At 45.6% G+C, this 21,755-nt stretch carries 25 protein-coding genes and 1 pseudogene; 4 read left to right on the top strand and 22 right to left on the bottom strand.

The window, feature by feature from the left end; all coding sequences use genetic code 11:
* The 3 genes from LCM00_RS17220 to aspA all read right to left on the bottom strand — a co-directional run.
* A partial coding sequence (locus LCM00_RS17220; protein WP_224904369.1) for a transposase family protein occupies positions 1-256 on the bottom strand: 256 nt, incomplete at its 3' end.
* Positions 257-457: 201 nt separating this feature from the next.
* Positions 458-1,510, bottom strand: a complete 1,053-nt coding sequence (locus LCM00_RS17215) for an LLM class flavin-dependent oxidoreductase (protein ID WP_224904367.1) — start codon at positions 1,508-1,510, stop codon at positions 458-460.
* A gap of 20 nt (positions 1,511-1,530) precedes the next feature.
* Positions 1,531-2,961 carry an aspartate ammonia-lyase gene (aspA, locus tag LCM00_RS17210; RefSeq protein WP_224904365.1) on the bottom strand — a complete coding sequence of 477 codons (1,431 nt, stop codon included), beginning with the start codon at positions 2,959-2,961 and terminating at the stop codon, positions 1,531-1,533.
* Between the two features lie 358 nt (positions 2,962-3,319).
* Here aspA and LCM00_RS17205 point away from each other — a divergent pair, with 358 nt between their 5' ends.
* From LCM00_RS17205 to LCM00_RS17195, 3 genes are all read left to right on the top strand, one after another.
* Entirely contained in the window at positions 3,320-4,495 is a 1,176-nt protein-coding gene (locus LCM00_RS17205) for a CynX/NimT family MFS transporter (protein ID WP_224904363.1), read from the top strand.
* Positions 4,496-4,729: 234 nt separating this feature from the next.
* A complete protein-coding gene (locus tag LCM00_RS17200) occupies positions 4,730-5,485 on the top strand; it encodes an SDR family oxidoreductase (protein WP_224904361.1) in 756 nt (251 codons plus the stop codon).
* A gap of 119 nt (positions 5,486-5,604) precedes the next feature.
* A complete protein-coding gene (locus LCM00_RS17195) occupies positions 5,605-5,961 on the top strand; it encodes a DUF5661 family protein (protein WP_224904359.1) in 357 nt (118 codons plus the stop codon).
* A gap of 75 nt (positions 5,962-6,036) precedes the next feature.
* Here LCM00_RS17195 and LCM00_RS17190 read toward each other — a convergent pair whose 3' ends face one another.
* From LCM00_RS17190 to LCM00_RS17115, 16 genes and pseudogenes are all read right to left on the bottom strand, one after another.
* Positions 6,037-6,210, bottom strand: a complete 174-nt coding sequence (locus tag LCM00_RS17190) for a hypothetical protein (RefSeq protein WP_224904357.1) — start codon at positions 6,208-6,210, stop codon at positions 6,037-6,039.
* Between the two features lie 76 nt (positions 6,211-6,286).
* Positions 6,287-7,702, bottom strand: a complete 1,416-nt coding sequence (locus LCM00_RS17185) for an MFS transporter (RefSeq protein WP_224904387.1) — start codon at positions 7,700-7,702, stop codon at positions 6,287-6,289.
* Positions 7,703-7,898: 196 nt separating this feature from the next.
* Complete coding sequence (locus LCM00_RS17180; protein ID WP_224904355.1) at positions 7,899-8,363, bottom strand: hypothetical protein; 465 nt, start codon at positions 8,361-8,363, stop codon at positions 7,899-7,901.
* Positions 8,364-9,377, bottom strand: coding sequence for a DUF3231 family protein (locus tag LCM00_RS17175; RefSeq protein ID WP_224904353.1), 1,014 nt, complete (start codon positions 9,375-9,377; stop codon positions 8,364-8,366). It lies immediately after the preceding gene.
* Positions 9,378-9,624: 247 nt separating this feature from the next.
* Positions 9,625-9,894 carry a hypothetical protein gene (locus LCM00_RS17170; protein WP_224904351.1) on the bottom strand — a complete coding sequence of 90 codons (270 nt, stop codon included), beginning with the start codon at positions 9,892-9,894 and terminating at the stop codon, positions 9,625-9,627.
* A gap of 2 nt (positions 9,895-9,896) precedes the next feature.
* Complete coding sequence (locus LCM00_RS17165; protein ID WP_224904349.1) at positions 9,897-10,286, bottom strand: SHOCT-like domain-containing protein; 390 nt, start codon at positions 10,284-10,286, stop codon at positions 9,897-9,899.
* A 3-nt stretch (positions 10,287-10,289) separates the two neighbouring features.
* Positions 10,290-10,658: a DUF2089 domain-containing protein gene (locus LCM00_RS17160; protein WP_224904348.1), complete on the bottom strand. Its 369-nt coding sequence runs from the start codon at positions 10,656-10,658 to the stop codon at positions 10,290-10,292.
* A 271-nt stretch (positions 10,659-10,929) separates the two neighbouring features.
* Positions 10,930-11,703, bottom strand: coding sequence for a PAS domain S-box protein (locus LCM00_RS17155; RefSeq protein ID WP_224904346.1), 774 nt, complete (start codon positions 11,701-11,703; stop codon positions 10,930-10,932).
* 361 nt (positions 11,704-12,064) lie between these two features.
* Positions 12,065-12,814: an ABC transporter permease gene (locus tag LCM00_RS17150; protein WP_224904344.1), complete on the bottom strand. Its 750-nt coding sequence runs from the start codon at positions 12,812-12,814 to the stop codon at positions 12,065-12,067.
* The gene (locus LCM00_RS17145; protein WP_224904342.1) at positions 12,804-13,577 is read right to left on the bottom strand and encodes an ABC transporter ATP-binding protein; all 774 of its coding nucleotides are present in this window, start codon (positions 13,575-13,577) and stop codon (positions 12,804-12,806) included. Before LCM00_RS17145 ends, LCM00_RS17150 begins: the two co-directional genes overlap by 11 nt.
* 156 nt (positions 13,578-13,733) lie before the next feature.
* Positions 13,734-14,075, bottom strand: a complete 342-nt coding sequence (locus LCM00_RS17140) for a DUF1048 domain-containing protein (RefSeq protein ID WP_224904340.1) — start codon at positions 14,073-14,075, stop codon at positions 13,734-13,736.
* Positions 14,072-14,416, bottom strand: coding sequence for a PadR family transcriptional regulator (locus LCM00_RS17135; RefSeq protein WP_224904338.1), 345 nt, complete (start codon positions 14,414-14,416; stop codon positions 14,072-14,074). The genes LCM00_RS17140 and LCM00_RS17135 overlap by 4 nt, the downstream gene beginning before the upstream one ends.
* A gap of 228 nt (positions 14,417-14,644) precedes the next feature.
* A pseudogene (locus tag LCM00_RS17130) lies at positions 14,645-15,311 on the bottom strand (Type 1 glutamine amidotransferase-like domain-containing protein).
* A gap of 47 nt (positions 15,312-15,358) precedes the next feature.
* Complete coding sequence (locus tag LCM00_RS17125; RefSeq protein ID WP_224904336.1) at positions 15,359-15,784, bottom strand: VOC family protein; 426 nt, start codon at positions 15,782-15,784, stop codon at positions 15,359-15,361.
* A gap of 93 nt (positions 15,785-15,877) precedes the next feature.
* Entirely contained in the window at positions 15,878-16,276 is a 399-nt protein-coding gene (locus LCM00_RS17120; RefSeq protein ID WP_224904334.1) for a hypothetical protein, read from the bottom strand.
* Between the two features lie 540 nt (positions 16,277-16,816).
* Positions 16,817-18,073, bottom strand: a complete 1,257-nt coding sequence (locus LCM00_RS17115) for an aminoglycoside phosphotransferase family protein (protein WP_224904332.1) — start codon at positions 18,071-18,073, stop codon at positions 16,817-16,819.
* A gap of 208 nt (positions 18,074-18,281) precedes the next feature.
* Here LCM00_RS17115 and LCM00_RS17110 point away from each other — a divergent pair, with 208 nt between their 5' ends.
* Entirely contained in the window at positions 18,282-18,845 is a 564-nt protein-coding gene (locus LCM00_RS17110; protein WP_224904330.1) for a hypothetical protein, read from the top strand.
* 95 nt (positions 18,846-18,940) lie between these two features.
* Here LCM00_RS17110 and LCM00_RS17105 read toward each other — a convergent pair whose 3' ends face one another.
* From LCM00_RS17105 to LCM00_RS17095, 3 genes are all read right to left on the bottom strand, one after another.
* The gene (locus LCM00_RS17105; protein ID WP_224904328.1) at positions 18,941-19,486 is read right to left on the bottom strand and encodes a general stress protein; all 546 of its coding nucleotides are present in this window, start codon (positions 19,484-19,486) and stop codon (positions 18,941-18,943) included.
* Between the two features lie 170 nt (positions 19,487-19,656).
* The gene (locus LCM00_RS17100; RefSeq protein ID WP_224904326.1) at positions 19,657-20,268 is read right to left on the bottom strand and encodes a class D sortase; all 612 of its coding nucleotides are present in this window, start codon (positions 20,266-20,268) and stop codon (positions 19,657-19,659) included.
* Positions 20,268-21,236, bottom strand: coding sequence for a processed acidic surface protein (locus tag LCM00_RS17095; protein ID WP_224904324.1), 969 nt, complete (start codon positions 21,234-21,236; stop codon positions 20,268-20,270). Before LCM00_RS17095 ends, LCM00_RS17100 begins: the two co-directional genes overlap by 1 nt.
* Between the last annotated feature and the right edge of the window lie 519 nt (positions 21,237-21,755).

Raw genomic sequence — 21,755 nt, 5'->3', positions numbered from 1 at the left:
TTTCCGAAAACTTCTTTCCACACTGACAAGCATAGCGGCGCTTCTTATAGAAGAGCAGCGTCTGTCTTTCAAATAGCTTTAAATGCTTAATTTTCTGTATCCGATAGTCGTGGATTTTCCCCGTTGATGTCCCACAAACCGGACAAACATGGGCTTTAACAGGCATCTCTACATGTATGCGGAGCTTCTCTTCCACTTCCTCCATTGATAGAACCACTACTTCTTCAAATCCAGGCAATTTTATGTTAGAATTCATTATGCACGTATCTCCAATCTATACTTGTTTCTCGACAATTCAAGTATAAAAGACTGGATGATTACGTGCATTTTTTATGTCTCAATTTGTGTAGGAACCCCAACATTTAGTATAGAGCCACTTTATATGACCACTTCGAAACACAGCCTAAATAATGAACAGAGGGACAAAAAACCTGTCCCTCTGCCGATTCCGCTATTTCTATTTCTGCTCTGCTTCCCACTTGGCAATTTCCTCACGCACAATCGGTGCGACTTCCTTGCCCAGCAATTCAATGCTTTTCATGACATCTTCATGCGGCATGCTGCCGACTGGCACATGGTGCATGAACCTGGTAATGCCGACGTTCTTTCGAAGGTCGATGATTTTTTTTGCAACGGTTTCTGGATCTCCTGCGTACAGGGCGCCTTCAAAGCTGCGTGCCGCATCAAAGGCTACACGGTCATAATGGCCCCAGCCCCGTTCCCTGCCAAGGACGTTCATCGCCTGCTGGGTCGGAGGGAAGAACTTGTCCGCTGCCTCTTCATTGCTTTCAGCCACGAATCCATGAGAATGGGAAGCTACCTGGAGCTTGGAAATGTCATGCCCGGCTTGTGCTGCAGCCCTGTAGTACAGCTGTACGAGCGGAGCAAACTGCACCGGGCGCCCGCCAATGATCGCGAGGACAAGCGGCAGTCCCAGAAGTCCGGCACGGATGACAGAATCACTGCTGCCTCCGCTTCCGATCCAGATCGGCAATGGATCCTGGACCGGTCGCGGATACACGCCAAGATTTTCAATTGCCGGACGGTGGTTTCCTGCCCATGTCACTTTTTCAGATTTTTGCAGTGCCAGAAGCAGGCCCAGCTTTTCATCAAAAAGCTCATTATAATCCTGCAGATCATAGCCAAACAGCGGGAATGATTCAATGAATGAACCGCGTCCGGCCATAATTTCTGCCCGGCCATTGGAGATGCCGTCAAGTGTAGCAAAGTCCTGAAAGACGCGGACTGGATCGGCAGACGACAGGACGGTGACAGCACTCGTTAGGCGGATTTTCTTAGTCTGCGGCGCAGCAGCCGCCAGGACGACGGCAGGTGAAGAAGCGGCATAGTCCTTTCTGTGATGCTCACCGACGCCGAATACGTCCAAGCCGACTTCATCGGCCAGGATGATTTCCTCGACTACCTCACGGAGGCGCTGGGCATGGCTGGCGGTTTCTCCCGTTTTAACGTCAGGGGTCGTTTCCACAAATGTACTGATTCCGATTTCCATTTTCATCTCTCCCTGACTTTTTAGTCTCTATCTAATAAAGCAGCTCCGGCGATGCCTGGGTGTGTCATCTCATACGGATCAAGAATCAGGTCAAGCTCTTCTTCAGTCAGCACATCGTACTGCAGGCAAAGTTCCCTGACAGGAGCGCCGTTCAGTATCGCTTCTCTGGCGATCCTGGCAGCGACTTCATAGCCGATATGCGGGTTGACGGCCGTAATGATGCCGACGCTTTTTTCTACATATTGCTTCATCCGGTCTTCATTCGCTTCGATTCCTTTGACGCAGTGGTCAGTGAATGAGTTGAATGCGTTGGTCATGATCGTGATTGACTGCAGCAGGTTGAAGATCAGCACCGGCTCCATGACATTCAGTTCCAGCTGTCCGGCTTCAGAGGCCAGCGAAATGGTTTGGTCGTTGCCGATTACCTGAAATGCAGTCTGGTTGATCAGCTCCGGCATAACCGGATTAACCTTGCCTGGCATGATGGATGAACCCGGCTGCCTTGCCGGCAGAGAGATTTCCCCGAGTCCCGCTCTAGGGCCGGAAGCCATCAGGCGCAGGTCATTTGCAATTTTAGACATATTGATCATACAGATTTTCAGCGCGCTGGAGACCTCTGTATATGAATCTGTATTCTGAGTGGCATCGACCAGATGCTCTGCCCCCTTGAACGGCAGGCCGCTGATATCAGCCAAATATTCGACCACTAATTCAATGTAGCGGGGCTGTGCGTTCAAGCCTGTGCCGACTGCTGTCGCTCCCATATTCAATTCATATAAATGCTGCCTTGATTGCTTGATGCGCTTGATATCGCGTTCAATCACGCGGCTGTAAGCTTCAAACTCCTGCCCAAGCCTGATTGGCACAGCATCCTGCAGATGTGTCCGGCCCATCTTGATCACATGGTTAAACTGATCAGCTTTGGCCATAAATGCCTTATGCATGTTCTCCATAGAATCAATCAGCTGCTCGAGCACCTTGAGGATGGATATATGCATTGCTGTCGGGAAGGAATCGTTTGTAGACTGTGACATATTCACATGGGTGTTCGGGCTGCAGTATGGATAGTCCCCTTTTTCCCTGCCCATGATTTCAAGCGCCCGGTTTGCCAGCACTTCATTCATGTTCATATTAAAAGAAGTCCCTGCTCCCCCCTGGATCGGATCGACAATCACTTGATCATGCCAGTTGCCTGCAAGCATTTCATCTGCCGCCTGGACAACCGCGTCGCCAATGCCTGAGTAAAGAGCCTTGACCTCCACATTCGCCATTGCCGCTGCCTTCTTCACCATCGCCATCGCCTTGATCAGCTCAGGATGGATCCGGTAGCCGGTAATCGGGAAATTCTCCACCGCACGCAGTGTCTGGATCCCATAGTACGCATGTGCAGGAACCTCTTTTGACCCCAGAAAGTCCTTCTCTATTCGAAAACCATTTGTCTTGACTGACATCGTTGCCTCATTCCTCTTCTTTTCGCTATTTGTTTTTGATGTTATATCTTATTTCTAATCCACTCTATTGTAAATGACTTCGGTCCAATATTCATCTTTATTATCTGTTTTAGGATGGCCTTTTTTGGCGTGTGATAGCAGGTTATTTCCTTCCAGTGCGGAGGTTTCATTGCGCCAAATCACCATATCCCTTTATTTTGAAAAAACGTAAAAACTTGTTCCACGTGAAACATTGTCAGAAACTTCGAATTAATCAACCTTCCTATCCGGTCAATCACCTTCCCGCTATGCTATACTTGAGAAAAAATGGGTATGAGAGAAGGAATGTTTTATGGAGAAGCTGAATCCTAAAGCCAAAATGGATCCAGCAAAACAGTATTTATTCATTGCGGGGATCGTTCTAGTCGCATTTAATCTCCGGCCGGCCATTACGTCTTTAGGACCGCTGGTGGGAATCATACAGGATGATATCGGGCTGGCGCACTGGAGTTCAGGTCTGCTGATGAGCCTGCCGCTCCTCGTTTTTGCGTTCATGTCTCCCCTGGTGCCAAAGATTGCTCTGAAGCTGACTAATGAGCGGACACTGCTGATAGGGCTGCTGTCCCTTTTCACCGGCATTGCCATCCGCTCAATTCCGATGGCCTTTTTTCTTTTCGCAGGTACTTTCCTCGCAGGATTGGGAATCGCTATCGGCAATGTTCTTTTGCCTGCTGTTGTAAAAGATAAGTTTCCCAATAAATTCGGCTTGATGACAAGTGTGTATACCACCTCCATGGGATTGATCGCTTCTCTCGCATCAGGGGTAAGTGTTCCACTGGCTGTTGATGCCGATCTTGGCTGGCAGGGCGCCCAGGCGGTATGGGCCATTCCGGTAATTGCAGCATTCACTGTGTGGCTTTTCCTTTTCAGATCCCATCAAAGCAATCCCGGCACCGTCATGCCAAATCCCGGAACAGCTTCCAGGCAAATATGGAAGACACCTCTAGCCTGGCAGCTCGCGCTTTTCATGGGATTTCAGTCTTCCTTGTTTTATGTGACAATCTCCTGGCTTCCGGAAATCCTGCACAGCCATGGAATCAGCATCGCAACGGCAGGATGGCTGCTGTCTTTCACACAGCTGGTAGGACTGCCTGCAAGCTTTTTCATCCCTGTGCTTGCAGGCAGATATCAATCACAAGTCTGGATTGCCTTCGCACTAAGCCTTTGTGCGGCAGCCGGCTACTGCGGACTGCTGTTCGGTTCCACCTACCCGCTCTTGATTATCAGCATCATCCTGATTGGAATCGCTCTTGGCGGCAGTTTCCCGCTCGCCCTCAGCTACATAGGACTGCGGGCCAGGAGTGGCAGGCAGGCTGCTGAGTTATCGGGCATGGCCCAATCGACCGGCTATATCCTTGCCTCCATCGGACCGCTGTTCATCGGGTATTTATTTGACCTGACTCATTCATGGACAATGCCGCTAACTACGCTAATCGGCATTTCCGTTATAGTGATGGTGTTTGGGATGCTATCAGGGAGGAATCGATTTGTTTGAAAAAATTAGTCAATTGAATTTCGGGCATTTATCACTGTTTAGTGGAATAGTCATTGCTGGCTCATGATATAAACATCTATAGCTATAGAGACATCCATGAACAGTCTATTTATACATTTTTATAAAAAGTCAAAAGAGATTAATGACGGGCACATCTGCTATATCTGCAGCTATGAGGAATTAATATCTACAATGCCGGCATCCGATCGCCCTCTATACCGGGAGGTAAATACAATGAGTCATTCTCAAAGAAAAATTGCACTGGTTACTGGTGCGAGCAGTGATAATGAAATTGGTACAGCGATTTGCCGCAAGCTGGCTTCACAGGATATTGATATATTTTTTACACACTGGCGTTCAGACACTGAGTGGATTGAACAATTTCGGGTGGAACTTGCCGATAATGGGGTACACTGTGAGGCTATGAAGGTTGATCTATCAGATGCAAATGCGGCATTTGCGATTTATGAAGAAGCTGCACGCCGATTGGGCACTCCGTCCATCCTGGTTAATAATGCCGCTCATTCTATTAATAACGATTATAAAACACTAGATGCCAGCACACTTGACCTTCATTACGCAGTCAATATGAGGTCCACCTTTCTTTTAAGTGCTGAATTTGCCCGCCAATTTAATCAGTCGGAATCACCTTTTGGACGAATCATTAATATGACATCCGGACAGGACTTAGGACCAATGCCGGGGGAACTGGCCTATGCAGCGACCAAAGGAGCAATCTCTGCTTTTACGCGGTCATTAGCTCAAGAGCTTGCGCCACTTGGGATCACCGTCAATGCTGTTAACCCAGGCCCAACCGATTCGACGTGGATGACAGATGATATCAGAAATCACCTCCTTCCAAGGTTTCCGATGGGCCGGATTGGCACACCAGATGACACCGCAAGGCTAATTGCCTTCCTGGCAAGCGATGAAGCCGGATGGATAACCGGGCAGATCATCCATTCTGAAGGCGGGTTCAGCAGGGGATGATTTTACAGTACCTGCCCCGCTTCCATTAAAAGCTAAAGTAAGAGGGACAGACACTTCCCGCTCTTAAAAGGAATATTCATAAGTAGCCTAACGTAATCCACCTTTAGGAGCGATGCGTATTGTACTATTTTAATTACCCTTCCCATAACCGTATCATCAATAGCAATAGGCATGATGTGCGATATACCTATCCATACAATGCTGCCAGGCAAAAGACCTTTTCCAAAGAGGAAGCCGCCGCAATTGCTTTGCTGCTGGGAATCGATTTTCAAACAAGCCGATTCGATTTGAATGAGTTATGGCTAGGGGTAAATACAGAGCTCGAACACGGAAGAATCTCAAGCCAAACGAATGTAACAGGCGACGACCCTCTCATCACGGGAAAAATTGCCCTCGCCCACCTTAACGAGTTTCCAGATTACTACAAACGGTTAAAGGTGCTGGAGAAAGAAGCAAAGGCTTATTGGAATAAGTGAGGTGCCTTTCCATACAGGGATAAGGTACCTTTTTTTGGTTCCTGAAAAGAGGGGCAGCAAACCTTTCCGCATGTCTCAGGTATCCCGTTTCTTTCTTTTGTATACAGCTAAAACAAGGATAATTACCGAACCGGCCGCAAAGCCTGCTAAGACACCCAATGGAAATTCCCCGTTTATAAGATATACAATGAGCCCCCCAAGCAAAGCCCCTACTATGATAAATACCAATCGCAAAGAAATGGTTTTCACCTTGCACCCTCCTTATTAAAAAAATGCCTGACTCCATCAGCACAGCGTGTATGCGTTTAGAGTCAGGCACCTTTTTCTAATGCTTATTCAACAATCCAGTCAGCAACCCTTTACCCAAAGCACCTTTCCTGGCAGCTCTTCCTTCATTCTTCCACCAGTAAGCCCTCTCCGGATTCTTAAGGACTTCCTTCACCTCGCTCTGGCGTTCAACAACCGGTGCTGAGCCGCGAAGCGAACGGCCGGCTGTCTCTCTTACAAACAGGGTAACGATGATGATGCCGAACAGGCACATGCCCATCAGGTAATAAGCCGGCACCATATTATTGCCGGTTACGCTCACCAGCCATGCGACCAGCAGCGGTGTCGTGCCTCCGAACAGGGACGTTGCTGTATTATACGTAATCGCCAGTGCCCCATAGCGCACTTTTGTATAAAACAGCGATGGCAGCGTTGCCGGCAATGATCCCTGCATAGTCGTCAGCAGCATGCCGAGAATCAGCAATCCGAAGAACGCGCCAGATGTACTGCCGGAACGGACAAGCATGAAAGCAGGGATGCTTAGGACAACTGCGCCAATCAAGCCTGCTTTCAGGACACGGTTCCGGCCGAATTTGTCGCTCAAATGCCCCATTGCCAATACCATCGGGATCATGACGATCATGACAATAACAAGCAGCAGGAGCCCTTTGCCTTCACTGTACCCCAGCTCTTCTGACATATAAGACGGCATATAAGTCAGCACGGTATAGCTCATGACATTGTAGAAAATAACAATCGCCGTACAAGTCAATAACGCTCTCCAATGTCCGGCAAAAATCTCTTTTAGCGTTACACTTTCCTTCTTTTTCTCTTCAATTGATTCATTCATCGCCTCAAATGCAGGCGTTTCACCTAAATGATTGCGGAAGTAGAAGCCGATGATTCCAAGCGGGGCGGCAATGAAGAACGGAATCCTCCAGCCCCATGCCGTCATCGCCTCACTGCCAAGCATAAAGGTCAGCAGCGTAACAAGCCCGGCGCCGGCAATAAAGCCGACCAGTGTTCCAACTTCGAGGCCGCTGGCCATGAAGCTGCGTTTTTTATCAGGAGTTGTTTCAGTTATGTAGGTCATAGCCCCGGCATATTCCCCGCCGGTTGAAAAACCTTGCACAAGCCTCGCAGATAATAGTAAAATTTGGGCTGTTATCCCAATCGCTGCAAAGCCTGGGATCAAGCCGATGATGAGTGTGGAAGCCGCCATCAGGATCATCGTAATGGCCAGCACGTTCTTCCTGCCTATCCGGTCACCAAGCATCCCAAAGAACATCCCGCCGAGCGGACGAGCGATAAATGCCACCGCAAACGTGGCAAACGCGTATATTAATTGAAAAGATGGGTCAATCTCCGGAAAAAACACCCTTCCCATCGTAACTGCCAAAAATGAATAAATTCCAAAATCAAACCACTCCATCGCATTGCCGATGGATGTACCCATCATGGACTTCTTGGCCATCGAACTGTCCACGACAGTAATATCTTTTGCTTCTAGAGTCTCTTGCTGTTCCTTCACATTTCCCCCTCCTAAAATACTATCTAACTAACTAGCTTAGTAGGGTTTTTTCCCTTTATTTGGAGGTTAAAACATAAAGTAAGAAAAGGATTTTTGGTCGGGAGATATAAGCAATTATAAAAAGGATAAACGACTGGGTTTATCCTCGGTTTAATTTAAGAACTTTTTTAATAGAAAAGCCTATTATTAATCCTGGAGCAGCACATAACATCGGGAACCAAACCGAACCCAATAATACACCGAATATTTTTGCCTCTGCTGAATACATAATCCCTATTGTAACTAAATAAGCTGAGCACACAAAAGGAAGATAGGAGTAAGGTTCTCTCCCGCCTCCTGCCCCTTTGAAGGCATCCCACATTGCGAAGAAGTATAGGCATGGGTAAAACATTAGCCAGGAATAATTGGTTTCCGCTATTGCACCTTCTATATTGCCAATAAAACTCAAACGAATTATCTCATTGAAGTTAGCCATCACATTGATTAAGATTTCTAACGCTATAAATAGGAACCCTTTTACAAGCTGCCCGTTTAATACTTGGGCAAAGCCTGGCAAGGCTATACTCCATAAAATACTCTCGACGACTTTATCTTTCTTATTCATTTATCTTCTATTTTTTGCCAGGTCTTCATGATCTGTTGCTAGAGGAGGCTGTTCCATCCAACCATTTTCTATCAATATGTTCATGCCGTCTTCAGCTAACACTCCAATTCCTGTTATCATTCTTGCGTAATCAGCTGCAAGATCCCTGCGCTGGCTGATCGCCATTGCCTCGCCATAATAACCGATGGCCGAAGAGATGAGCGATGCTATATGAAACATCATAAGCTTATCGGAAAAAGGCGGGATCGTTGAATCGGTCACCTCTGACTCGAATGTCCTGGGAACATGCAGGTTATCTTCAGTCAACATGGAAGATAAGATTTTAAAGTGGTCGTTGCAGAGCGCCCTCGCCCTTTCCATAAACTTTTTAACATCTTTCGATCTGGCAACTTGACTGAATCCTAATTCCAGTACAATCTTTGTCATGGTTTTCTGCAGATTGAGATATGTACCGCTTACCTCCACTGCACTTATAGGCCTGCGTTTTCCTAACCAGCCTGTCATAAAGCTTTGCTTCTTAACAAATTCGACTTTCTGATGATTGTTAAAAGCAGGTGGTTTGCTGATTATCCCTTTATCCACGAGGGTCTTGGTAGCCCGGTCATACAATTCCAAGGTTTCAGAAATCACACCGATAAAATATTTCCGCTGCTCCTCTGCCACAATATTGCCGATTGCCCCTGCGTATCTGGTCAATCCATGAACAGCCATAATATGCAGATAAACAATCATATAGGTGTCTGTAAATAAAGCGGGTGCTTCCACTGTAACATCTTCATCAGTAAAACCCTTAGGTGTTGGATAATTTTCTATTTTAAGAAATCCTTCAACCTTCTGCATATGCCTCTCCGTTAATTCAAGGGCATACTGCAGTACCTGAGTAATATCTTTATCTTGTACATGATTAAGGAAATAACGAAACACACAGTGAGATAAGCTGTCATTTAAATATTGACTCCAAAGGTTTGCCAGTTCCGATGAACTTAGTCTTGTGCTATGATCACTGGTTTCCACAGTCCATACCCCCTGCAATTTTTTTCTAAAATAGTTTAGCCCAATATAAAAAGTCTATACATGAACATCCTTGCTTCAGCTTCTTTAAATATCTTCTTCGAATCAGTAAAAAAGGCTTCTGGAAGGATGTATTTTGAGAACAAGTAAAAGGGCTGATACATCAGAGTATCAGCCCTTCTTTATCATCTTATTAACAAACCAGTTCCGTTGGCCAGCAGCTTGTTCTCATCCTTGCTGCCTTTAATTTTTAGAGCTTCACCACTACCTCAGTTCCATCCTTCAATTTCGTGTCAACAAGGGTGACGCCTTTGTAATCGGAAATGGCCTTCAGCAGCGGCTTCAAGTCTTTCCTGTCAATTTCAGGGAGGACAAATTTGCTTCCGTCTTTTTCGATAGCTTTATTGATGAAGCGATTCATCCTTCTAGATGTAACAATCAAGCCAGCCACGTTTAAAAGAGAATAGGGGACAGGGATGGAGAATTTTTTATCCTTAGCTTTCACCTTGACCTTTAACATAATTATTCAATCACCACGAGCACTTTGTCGCCATTGGCCGAGATGATGTCAACAATTTGTCCGTCCAACTCGTTTTCAATGGCTTCGATGAGCAGGTCGATATTGATATCCTTCACATATTTCGCTGCTTCAGGGATTCTTTCAGCGATGTTGGTCCCTACTTTAAGGACAGCCTTGACCAGGTTGATCGGCAAATTCACATTTACATTATCCCCTTCTTTAGAATTTACACGAATCTTCAGCATCTTATTGCCATATGGTACATCTTTTTTTATGGTCACCAGCTCCGGCTGATCTTTGCCTTGCAAGACATTAATCAGCTCACCTGCTTTTTCCTTATCAAGCTTACCTTCCTCCACCAGCGTTAGGACCCTTGAAATTTCATCTTTCATGGTCTATTCTCCCTCCTTTAATAACTGAATGGCTTTCTCTGCTGTGATTTCACCTTTTTCAAGCAGTGATACAATCTTTTTCTTATCCACTTCCTGTTTCTTTTGGGTGGAATATCCGAGCGCAGAGATGATGTCATCCAGTTTTCCTCTGACAGTCGGATAGGAGATGCCGAGCTCTTTTTCCACCTCTTTGATATTTCCGCGGCATTTAAGGAAAATCTCAATAAATTGGAGCTGTTCCTGACCGAGAGCCGCCAGTTTGGAAATCTCAAATTTGTTTTCTACGGTTGTTTGGCAATGGCCGCATTGCAGCTTGGTGATTGTCAGCGCATTTGTGCAGACAGGACAATTAGTGAGTAAAGGATACGCCATACCATGCTCCTTTCTTTTAGTTAATAAAATCATACATCATTTATTAATAAAATCAAATATTGATTTAATACTTTTTATATAAATTTATTTTTTTATAAAATAATTCAATTAATTAATTGATTTTACTGAGGTGTCCATCGACTAAATTAATTAAGGCTCAAATCCTTGGAAATCTGCCGGGCCATCCGGCTTCACAGAAAACTAAAGAGGATCTTCCTAATGGAAGATCCTCTTTTTTACTGGTTTTGTATTTTAGCCTGCCAATATATTTTTACAATGATATATTTGTTTTACTATTTACACCGAGATAACTTAAGGCATCCTTTACATTAGTAAAAGTGATGATGTTATCCAGGTTAATGCCAAGTGTTACTGCCTCTGCAGCCAATTGAGGTCTGACGCCAGTCAGAATGCATGTGACCCCAAGTAATGTTAGGACATTGTTAATTTTAAAGAGGGAGTCAATTACTAAACGATCGATTCTGTAGATGCCAGAACAATCTATGATCAAATGGCTAATCCCGTGCTTTTGAACATTGACCGGTACTAATTCCAGGAGTTGTTTTGCCCTGTCAGTATTCACTGATCCCAACAGCGGCAGGACGGCAATTCCATCTAAGAGCGGGACAGCCTGGGATGCCAGTTCATTTATGTACATATTCATTTCGCGCCGAGCTATTTCCTGCTGTTTTCTCTCCGTGATATCTTTTACATAAGTCTGGATGGCCATTGTCTCCCCTATCTTAATCGGGTGACAATATAACTCTACATCAACCGGGGTTCCATCCATTCTGTATATCGTTTCCTCAATAACCTCCGCCGGTTTACTATAAGCTCCGGATATTCTTTTGGTTATAGCGGGTTTAGAGGTTTCTTTGAAAATATCCAAAGGACTGGCCCCGATGACCTCATCCCTTGAAGCTCTAAAGAAGTCCTCTGCTGCCTTATTAATATAAATGATTTTAAGCTGTGAATGGACAATCAGCGGATCTAGAGCATATTCAATCACTTCTTTGTAATCAATGCCTTCAATATTCTCACTCATTATTTTCACTCCTTAATCTAAAGGGTAATCAAAATTTATAAAGAGGAGTACCTCTGTTCACATCTCTTCACCGGTCCCTCTCCTTTTTCCTATTCTCTAATACGGAGCAACAGAGCACTATCGTTCCATGGTAACATCTATTTTTACTTATTTGGGCGGTTATAAAAAAAAAGCCGCCGGATAGGCAGCTGAATATAGTGTCAGACTGGGCTGGAAGCCAAAAAGATGCTGTGTAAATAGTTTGCTGATGATCTCCAGTCAACCTTTGAGGGGGCAATCGGCAGACTAACAAGAGAATTTGGTAGATTATTGGGCCAAATAACCAAATTACTAGACACCCCGAAAAAGCCTCCCCCTTTTCTTACCCCAATTGCCGTCTAAAGACCTTACCAGCAATCAAATAAGCAATGAACATAACGCCAAGGCACCAGGCAAGTGCGGTCCAAATCCCGCTTCCGGCAGCTCCACCATATAAGAGAGCACGGACCGAATTAACAATCGAAGTCACTGGCTGGTTCTCAGCAAAAATGCGAACCGCTTTGGGCATGGTTTCGGTAGGGACAAAAGCCGAACTGATAAAAGGCAGAAAAATCAACGGATATGAGTAGGCTGTGGCCCCTTCCATGGATCCCGCCGTCAACCCCGGAATGACCGCCAGCCATGTCAGGGCCAATGCAAACAGCAGGAGTATCCCGGCTGCGGCGAACCAATCAAGGATATCAGCATGTGGGCGGAAGCCCATTAAGAATGCAGTAAGGATAACAACTGCAACAGCGAGTGCATTTGATACCAGCGAAGTCAGCACATGTGCCCACAATATAGATGATCGCTTAATGGGCATCGTAACGAAACGGGCCATCAGCCCGCTCTTCACATCATTAAAGAGACGTAAGGATGTATAAGCGACGCCCGATGCAATTGTGATAAGCAAAATACCTGGCAGTAAATAATTCACGTAGTTTTCCGTGCCCGTTTCTATAGCCCCGCCAAAAACGTAAACAAACAGCAGCATCATCATGATCGGCGTAATGGCCACCGTGACAATTGTGTCCGGGCTGCGCATAATATTCCGCATTAAACGCCCCAGCAGGACCCCTGTGTTACTTTTCATTTCCATCTCCTCCTTTTTTGCTGATGATCGCCAGGAATATTTCTTCCAATGCCGGCTGCTTTTCAATGTACTCCACTTTTGCAGGCGGAAACATCCCCTTAAGTTCAGCAAGGGTTCCAATGGTGATGATTTTTCCATCATGCAGAATGGCGATGCGGTCGGCCAGCTGTTCGGCCTCCTCCAGATACTGGGTCGTCAGCAAAATAGTTGTGCCGCTTCCGGCAAGCTTCTTGACGGTATTCCACACTTCTATCCGCGCTTCGGGATCAAGTCCTGTGGTCGGTTCATCGAGAAAAATTACTTCAGGCCTCCCAATCAGGCTCATAGCGAGGTCAAGCCGGCGCTTCATCCCGCCGGAATATTTATCTGCACGGATGCTTGCCGCATCAGTCAGGCTGAATCTGGAAAGCAGCTGGCCGGCGACGTTTGCTGGATCGGATACTCCCCTTAGCCTAGCAATCATCATTAAGTTTTCCCGCCCGGTCAGCATGCCGTCTATAGCTGCGAACTGCCCGGTAAGGCTGATGCTCTGGCGGACATGCTCCGGCTCGCGCTGAACATCAAAACCACAAATATTCACTTTACCATCATCTGCCTTCACTAACGTCGAGAGAATGTTTACAGTCGTTGTTTTGCCCGCCCCATTGGAACCCAACAATGCAAAAATTTCGCCGCGACTCACCTCAAAATCCACCCCCTTTAAAACTTCCTTGTCTTTAAAGGATTTTGTTAACCCTTTAACAGAAATCGCTGAATGGTTCATATAAATTCCTCCCTTTTAAATTGGCAAAAGTCACTACTTGGTTATACTGGTAATCAGCAATACTTATTACCTGCCTAAAAATAATACTGAATAGCAGGCATCCATTCACACCTGACTATTCAGTAGGTATTCTTTTTCAATCGTTATATTTCGCCTTTATCCTCGCCCAATGGTATCATTCAGCTTCTTGCGATATTTGTCATTCCAGGTTTTCTCATCCTTCACCAGCTCATCGCAGAAAGCAGCCACGTTTTCACCAGTCAGGTCAGTGACTTTCTTGCCTTCGGCTGCCCCTTCCTCAAAAAGGTCGAGAATGCCGGTGAAGATGCGGTTTGTGCCCTTCCAATCGGTGGGACCGCCTCCTGCAGTCCACATATATTTCTGGATCGCTTTATACGCGGCAGTGTACTCGCTTGGAAGTGCCTTCGCACGCGCCTCCATCGCTTTCCATTCCCGCTTGTCATCCAGGCTGCCGATGATTTTTTCAAAAATACTCATTTTGCATTCTCCTTTTTGATTGGTTTATTCTTAAGTTCATCAATTTTTTCCGAGATAAAGGCCCATTTTTCCCAAAAAGTCTTGAGTTTCTCCTGGCCAGCTGCGTTTAGTGTATAGAACTTTCTCGGCGGTCCAACAGTGGAAGGCTTTTTCTCAATATCCACCAGATTATTTTTCTCCAGCCGCATGGTAATGGTGTAAACAGTGCCTTCCACCACTTCAGTAAAGCCGAGCTGCCGGAGCTGCTGGGTGATTTCATAGCCGTAAGTTTCGCCGCGGCTGATGATTTCAAGTACACAGCCCTCAAGCACCCCTTTCAGCATTTCCGTGATATTTTCCAATTCTTTTTACCCCCGTCTATATCTCACTTAAATATTCAGTACTCTGTATAACTGGTATTCGGTAATACTTATTACTAACTATATAGTATTACTGATTAGCATTGTCTGTCAAGAACATTCAAGCTGTTTGCTGCCCATTTTTGAAAAAAGAAAAAAAGCCACCTGGCTGGCAGCTATCGAGAATAGTGGAATCTATTCATTTAAGGAAGCGAATCTTTGTTGCAGGAATCAGTTAGAAAACCGTCTCCACCGTCCTTCAGAAACAACTTCTACTGCTCCGTCAACCACTTTTATAGCCGTTTGATCGTCCATGGCATAAGCTGGCCCGTGCATTCCGGGCCCATTTCTCTGCCGCAGCCATGGTGTTGCCCGGAAGCATCTTGTGTTCCAGGTGCGGAAACATTGCAAATTCGACCAGTCCCAGCCCAGCATCACCGCCGTTGGGCGGAGTCCAGCCAACAAAGTATTCCCCGATGTGAGGTGCCATCGCCATGCTCCCGGCACTCATTCCCACATAGACTGCCTGAAGGGACGGCAAGAGGTCTGCCAGCCCGGACTGCTGCATCCAGTGGCTAAGGTAGAGGGCGTCCCCTCCCGACACCAGCAGGACGTCCGTCTCCCGGACCAGCGGCACCCATCTGTCTTCATCGATGCTTGGGAGCGCTGTAAGCTCCAGCACACCGACGGACTTCCAGCCCAGATTGACCATAGGATTATCGGGACTTCCGCTGATGAACTCCCATGCTTTAACTCCCGGGCCAACCCAGGGGTGTCCATACATCGCGGTTGGGATGCACAGGGCATTGGAATCGGAGATCGGCTTGCTCAGCAACTCAACCAGCGCATCGTGTATGCTTTTATTATTAACGCCTGCAGATGTAAGCAGAAATTTCATAACGTCGCTCCTTGCCGTCTATTTTAAGGGAACCTGTCCCCCATTCATTATTCCTTAGCCGCAGCAGACACCTGCCACATCACACCGAATTTATCACTCACCTGTCCATATAACGGGCTCCAGAAGGTTTCTTGGAGCGGCATGTCCACTCGCCCGCCATCCTGAAGCTTAGCGAATATTTCCTTCGTTTGCTCTAACTCATCTATCATAAGAGCGATCGTCACCTGAGAGCCAATTTGGTAAGGCTGTCCAGGGAAAGTGTCAGAAAGCATTAAATCCACATCCCCAACCTTCAAATGAGCGTTCAGTACCCGGTCCTTTACTTCAGGCGGGGAAGGGAATTCCGGGTTGTCAGGCATATCGCCAAATGTTTGGACGGAAACCACTTCTGCATTTAGAGCTTTTTTGTAGAAACTCACTGCCTCTTGTCCATTCCCATTCATTACCAAGTACGGATACATCGCTTTAATCATCATGCACACCTCTTTACCTAAATTTGATTGGCAGAATCACCATTCTTATATTTCAATAGGCTGCTGAAAATACCTTCCTAAAAATTGTATATTTTAAGGAAGGTATTTCTCCCAAAGCAAATGCTCTATATCTTCCACTCTGTTAACCTCATTCTTGAACCATTCCATATTTCCAGCAAACTTCGATGAACAAGGAAACACAATTCTTGCTGCACGACTCCCCTGGATACATCTGATTGCCCCTCTGTAACCGGGCGGCTCCTTGAGACTTTCCTTGTATGTCCCGACACAGGTTACCATTTCATATTGATAGTCGGTGGCAAGTGAATCAAAATACTTCTTGGATACAACCTCTTTAATTTGCCTGTATGTAAGCTCATCCAGCCCCCATCGGATTACACTGTCACCATCAGGAAGCTGCACTTTCAATTTAAGGTATCTTCCAATCTGATCCTTTGACACATCTAGAATCTGAAAGTTATTTAAGTTCATAAGCAGGCCTCCCCTTAGTTCACGTTCACTTTTTTTGCCGGCTTATACAGAATATAGCCAGTGGCAAAGGTTAAGAGTACCAGGATCACATGACTAAGAATGAGATTAAGTCCATAACGCTGTTGAAAATCATCCAATATTCCAGAGTATGTGCCTGCCATTATGGCTATTATCATGATTCTCGCTATTCCCATTAAGACACCCCTTTCTATCAGTTAGAGCAGCTTCTTACTAAAAAAATGAACCCAATGATAATCAGAATTGAGATCACATTAACCAGGCAGCCATTGCCGGGTGCACCTGTCTATTGTCAGCCCAGCCATTGCTGATTGTACGCCACAATTCCCAGTATCGCCCCAACACCTGCGCCCAATGCTAAACCGACCCCTGCCCATTTAACTTCTGTCTTCTTTTGATTAGGATCCAAAATAAAACCCTCCCAACTTCATATCTTTATTTACTTTACGTAAAAACTGGAATACGGTTTCAACTTATATCCCGAAGCGGGCAATTCCTTGCCTCATACCGAGGAGATTTATCTTAACCGTCAAGCCATAACTGAACATACTCCTGGATGATCCGGGATTTATCCCAATTGTTTTGGAAGAAAGGAAAGATTTCATTTTCATAGACAGCCAAGCCAAATAATGGCGCAATTCTTTGAACGTTCAGGTACTCTTTGCGCAGGTCTTCCTCTGATCCCCACTCTGCCCAGCAGCCCAAGTACGCTTCCAGCAATTCATCCGCAAACTCTTCAGAAAAAAATTCGGCTGCCTCACTCAAAAATACAGCGGCACTTAAAAATGGATGGGACAACGAACTGTCTGACCAGTCATAGATAATGGGCAAGCCTTCCTCCAGTATGATGTTTCCCCCAAAAAAGTCGCCATGCTCCAGCGACAACGGTACCAGCGGATTTTCAAGCACGCTGCAAACCAAGTTTGCTTCCGGAATGCTTTCCTCCAGCCTGGAAAATTGGCCATCCGTAATAATGCTATCTTTTAAAAGCGCTTCAGCAGCCGGCCTAAGCCCGCTATTAACAACAGATGCAAGCGGACGAACGGGGACACCTGCTTCCCTAAGCCGCCCTGCCTCTTTGACAGACAGCTTTTGAACCTCGGCCAGGGCAAGGAGCGCCTCCCTCCAATCCTGCTCTCTTCCAGCTTTGCCAAGAAGCTCTCCCTGCACCTCCTTCATAAGGAGCCAGCCTTTGCTGTCATCAGCAGCAATCACGGCCGGAATATATTTTATGCCAGCATCCCAAAGAAAAGAGCTGACATTCACTTCATGCCCAAAGATCTTTGGCACCGCCTTAAAATAATACTTATCCTCACCGGAAATTATTTTATAAAGAGCTGACCGTTCCCAGCTTCTGATTTGCTGGAATTCTATCCTTTCAAACTGAAGCTCTTCCCTGACCCAGTTTTCCATTTCCTCCCGCCAGTCCGGAGAGAACCAAGGTACAGAATGATCTGCCTGAAGGCTCTGCCATTCTTTTAAAAAATGAGAGTCCCCCGCCGAGATCAGACTTGCTGCTTCAGGATAAGAAGCCCAATGGTTATCACTTTCAAAGTCTGAATCAAGGATAGAAACTGTATAGACCCTCGTATCCTCTCCAGCATGTACACACTGCAGGATATTGGCCCTAAGCCCATATTTCTCCTGTAGCAATGCAGCAATCTCCCCCGTCTCTGCCAGGTGTGTCCGGGTAGAACTGAAGCAGGGCAAAGCGAACCCATTTTTAAAGGTTTCGAGCAATAACCGATCCTGCCAGACCGCAATTATTGTGTATTGCATATGTTCACTCCCTGCCTTTGCGTCTCTAATGAAAAATCCTATTAAATAACTTCTGTAGATACCCGAATACTCCTGCCCGAAAAGATACAGCCCTTTGTTAAGTAATTTTCTTGGGGTTTATGATTAATTTGCCCTTTTAGAATTGTAACCGCACTTCATATGTTAAAATTAGGAAAATGGATGCGTAGCAGCAGAGAGGTGAATAAGAATGGATATCGCATTTATGGTTGCCATTGCGGCACTTTTCTTTTACCAGATCTTCATTAAAGCAGATAAAGACGAGTGGAGCGGCTATCATCCTGACTCTTTTTCAATATTAGCCCGTTACCTGTATTTCGGAACGATGACTTCTATATATGCCTATTTTGCATTCAGGATCACCTGGCTGCCGTGGATTGCCCTTTATTCTCTATTAGGGGTCATTATTAGTTTTAAACCGAAGGATGCAGAAGCAAAAAATCGAAAAAGAACGTTCGTACTGATTGCACTGCTTTTGCTCATTATCAATATGATCAGGATTCCGAATAATCCTGACTCATTTCAGGACTATATCAGCAGCAAAGAGACGTATCAGTGCATCCATAGTTTTGAGTGTGTGAAAATGGCGTCTGTAATAAATTCAGATGATTCCTTGGAAACAAAGGTCGAGGTCTTGCCTGTAGAAGGATACACTTATCATTCGTATTTCTTATTTGCGAAAGCTTCTATGACACTCGAAGGCGAGGAAGAACGGAAGGGAATCAATATTGCGGGATTTTGGATTGAATATTGAATGGGGCAGTACTTTTGCAGCATAATAATAAAACAGCGCAGTCTACTAATGACTGCGCTGTCTCACTTCACTAATGAGGTTAGGTGCTCAATTGATCATGTAGTGATTACATACATGTCAGTGTTCATTGAGCGGTAATGTGTAAAGGTTTGTTCTACCTGTTCTCTTTGTTCCTCATCAACTTCCACCATCACCAGGATATTTCCTTCTTTTAAATACCTGTTATATTCTTTTGCTTTGTCTTCCGGTATGCCAGCGCCCGTTAAAGCACCGACGATTCCGCCGCCAGTGGCGCCAATGGCTGCGCCGCTTAATGTGGTCGCGAGCGGCCCGGCAGCTGCCAAAGCACCGATTCCAGGGATGGTCAGAAGCCCTACTTCAGCAATCAGGCCGACGATTCCGCCCAGTACACCGCCTGTGCCTGCCCCAATGCCGGCTCCTTTCCCCGCATTTTCTCCTCTATCTGAACCATGATCAACCTCTTCCACATCTGTTTTATTCTCAATATTATCTAAGGTGTCCTCATCTTTTGCAAGAACAGAGATATGGTCTTTATCAAATCCGCTGTCTTTTAAACTTTCTATCACTCTCACTGCTTCATCCGAATTTTGAAATACTCCGCCCACAATCATTTTTTCCATATTAAAACTCCTCCTTTTTGAATTTATTTCCCAATATGCCGCTGCATTTAACAGCGGGTATATTTAACCCTTACCCTGCTTAAAACCTAGTAAACGCAAGAATTTATTCTATCTTCATGCAGATGAAAAAATTACAGGAATTAATATTTTCGGGATATTTCCCAAACTTTTCATTTAATATCCGAGTCTATCAGACTGCCGAACAGGACGAATCGTTCAGGTGCATTTCCAATATATCCAAAAGGGTAGCAGGTTGTAACAGTCAGTGATGCTTCGGGCTTCGGTACGATGACCGTCCTGTCATCAGCATCGACAATCCGAATCTTTTCAACCCTGTAAGTAAAGGTGCCGGCTGTCGTTTTAACTACCATCAGATCACCTTTTTCCACTTCGCCAAGCCGGCGGAACACTGTATCCCTGTGTCCGGACAATACACTGTTGTTATTCTCCCCTGGGAAAACACTTCCTGAAAAATGGCCTACGCCTTTCGCCAGCTGGTCCTCATCTGCTCCTTCATAGATAGGAATCGCAATTTCCAGCTTTGGTATGGTTATTTCACCGAACTTCTCCCCGGCAGCAGGTTTTTCCGCATAAAGGGGTTCTCCTTTACTTCGTTTTACATTAGCTTCTTTATCAGGAACAGGCTGATGATCTGCCTTTACCTCTTCAACCGCAGAATACCCCTTTACCCAGCTGACAGTATGGTTTACTGCCAGAAACAACCCTGAGTATATCAGGAGACAGCCAAGGAGAGGAACAAGAAATCTGTTCCGCCTGCCCATTAGCGGTCACCGAATTTTCTCCTGGCAGCCAGCATCATACCGCCAAGCATGGCCACTCCAACACCAAGCAGTGCGTAAGAAAGGGAATCAGAGGCTGTTTCAGGCATTTCAGCCCCTTTTTCGGTTTCGGCATTGTTTGGCGATTCACTTGTGTAGTATCTCAGTGCGTCGCCCAACTCATAAAGGAACTGGTAGTCCTCAGGAGTTTCCCCATACTCTTCCAGGAGCGATTTATATTCATCTTCTGTCAGTCCATATTCTTCAATCAATTCCATTTCATTTTCATCGGTCAGCACAGGGCCCACTTTCGCTACCAGATCTTCCAGTTGATCAAAATCGTCCAGGCTCATATCGTAATTGTCATTCAGATAGGTATTAAATTCGTCCACAGACCAGCCCAGAGGCTCCAAGTAGGTTTCCTCTACCCTTGACATGAAAACATCATCATTCTCATCTGAGTCCGGCTTGTTATTAACGGTCCCTTCAATTGTTTCATCAGTCTTTTCCGGCTCAGTACTTTCACCTGATTCATCAGTTCCATCCGTTTCTTCATCCGTTATATTGACAGGCTCATACCCTTCCTCTAAAAGGGCATTTTCGAGGTCCCCGGCGAAATAGATATTATCCCTGTTCTCGTATTGATCGAGCAAAGCAACAAGCCCTGCACTATCAAGATCATATTTTTCCATAATATCAAGAATGTTTTGGTCCCCTCTGTCCCCATTGGCAATAGAATCCAAATCAATCGGTTCGCCAAGGTCACCCTCAAGGTCTCCAACTGTGTCATAATCAGCTAAGGAAGTTCCATAGTTCTCTTCCAGATAGTTATTCCAGTCCTCTTCTGTCCATCCGGTCAATGCAGGATATTGATCCTTCACCTCATCATATTCAACTGCACCTGCAAAATGGGGAGCAGTTCCTAAGGCCAGAGTTGAAGCAACTGCTGCTGTCATAATCTGTTTTTTCACACTTGACTCCTCCTTTTTTGATTACTTTTGGCGGCTATGATGAAAAGTTCATACTTCCTGCCAAAATAAATAAAAGCCAATCTATGTTGTTTGGCCTATATTTTTCAGTTACCCGTAAGAATTTCGTTAAAACGGGAAATTGGCATTTGGAGCCAGAGAGGCTTATGAGCCGGGGGGTCAGGTCCCTTGGCACAGAACCAATTTTAAAAAACAAAAAACGTCCCCTGACCCCGCTATCAGTAAAACTTCTACAAAGCGGGGACGGGCACCTAATGGGGATGCTTTTTCGCAAAAAGACTACTCTTTCGGATCGGGTTTATCGATACTATTCTGTATTTTTTTCAGTGTGCTATTGATATTATTCAAGCTCAATAATATAAAACCAAGCATTATAAAAGTCACGATTTCTCCTGTGAAAAAAGATGCGATTGCCAAGATCGCAAAATAAAGAGCCAGGGGGTCAGGTCCCTTGGCCCAATCCGTAAAACCTGTACAACAGGCACGCCCCCTATCTCCTTA

This window comes from Bacillus infantis (genome assembly GCF_020171945.1).
Lineage (GTDB): Bacteria > Bacillota > Bacilli > Bacillales > Cytobacillaceae > Bacillus_AB > Bacillus_AB infantis_A.
This window is presented reverse-complemented; position numbering and strand designations above follow the sequence as displayed.

Bases quoted from the DNA above. Each gene is read 5' to 3' on its own strand.
- LCM00_RS17215 (WP_224904367.1), bottom strand. From the start codon at position 1,510: ATGGAAATCGGAATCAGTACATTTGTGGAAACGACCCCTGACGTTAAA.
- aspA (WP_224904365.1), bottom strand. From the start codon at position 2,961: ATGTCAGTCAAGACAAATGGTTTTCGAATAGAGAAGGACTTTCTGGGG.
- LCM00_RS17205 (WP_224904363.1), top strand. From the start codon at position 3,320: ATGGATCCAGCAAAACAGTATTTATTCATTGCGGGGATCGTTCTAGTC.
- LCM00_RS17200 (WP_224904361.1), top strand. From the start codon at position 4,730: ATGAGTCATTCTCAAAGAAAAATTGCACTGGTTACTGGTGCGAGCAGT.
- LCM00_RS17185 (WP_224904387.1), bottom strand. From the start codon at position 7,702: ATGGCCAAGAAGTCCATGATGGGTACATCCATCGGCAATGCGATGGAG.
- LCM00_RS17180 (WP_224904355.1), bottom strand. From the start codon at position 8,363: ATGAATAAGAAAGATAAAGTCGTCGAGAGTATTTTATGGAGTATAGCC.
- LCM00_RS17170 (WP_224904351.1), bottom strand. From the start codon at position 9,894: ATGTTAAAGGTCAAGGTGAAAGCTAAGGATAAAAAATTCTCCATCCCT.
- LCM00_RS17165 (WP_224904349.1), bottom strand. From the start codon at position 10,286: ATGAAAGATGAAATTTCAAGGGTCCTAACGCTGGTGGAGGAAGGTAAG.
- LCM00_RS17160 (WP_224904348.1), bottom strand. From the start codon at position 10,658: ATGGCGTATCCTTTACTCACTAATTGTCCTGTCTGCACAAATGCGCTG.
- LCM00_RS17155 (WP_224904346.1), bottom strand. From the start codon at position 11,703: ATGAGTGAGAATATTGAAGGCATTGATTACAAAGAAGTGATTGAATAT.
- LCM00_RS17150 (WP_224904344.1), bottom strand. From the start codon at position 12,814: ATGAAAAGTAACACAGGGGTCCTGCTGGGGCGTTTAATGCGGAATATT.
- LCM00_RS17145 (WP_224904342.1), bottom strand. From the start codon at position 13,577: ATGAACCATTCAGCGATTTCTGTTAAAGGGTTAACAAAATCCTTTAAA.
- LCM00_RS17140 (WP_224904340.1), bottom strand. From the start codon at position 14,075: ATGAGTATTTTTGAAAAAATCATCGGCAGCCTGGATGACAAGCGGGAA.
- LCM00_RS17125 (WP_224904336.1), bottom strand. From the start codon at position 15,784: ATGATTAAAGCGATGTATCCGTACTTGGTAATGAATGGGAATGGACAA.
- LCM00_RS17120 (WP_224904334.1), bottom strand. From the start codon at position 16,276: ATGAACTTAAATAACTTTCAGATTCTAGATGTGTCAAAGGATCAGATT.
- LCM00_RS17115 (WP_224904332.1), bottom strand. From the start codon at position 18,073: ATGCAATACACAATAATTGCGGTCTGGCAGGATCGGTTATTGCTCGAA.
- LCM00_RS17110 (WP_224904330.1), top strand. From the start codon at position 18,282: ATGGATATCGCATTTATGGTTGCCATTGCGGCACTTTTCTTTTACCAG.
- LCM00_RS17105 (WP_224904328.1), bottom strand. From the start codon at position 19,486: ATGGAAAAAATGATTGTGGGCGGAGTATTTCAAAATTCGGATGAAGCA.
- LCM00_RS17100 (WP_224904326.1), bottom strand. From the start codon at position 20,268: ATGGGCAGGCGGAACAGATTTCTTGTTCCTCTCCTTGGCTGTCTCCTG.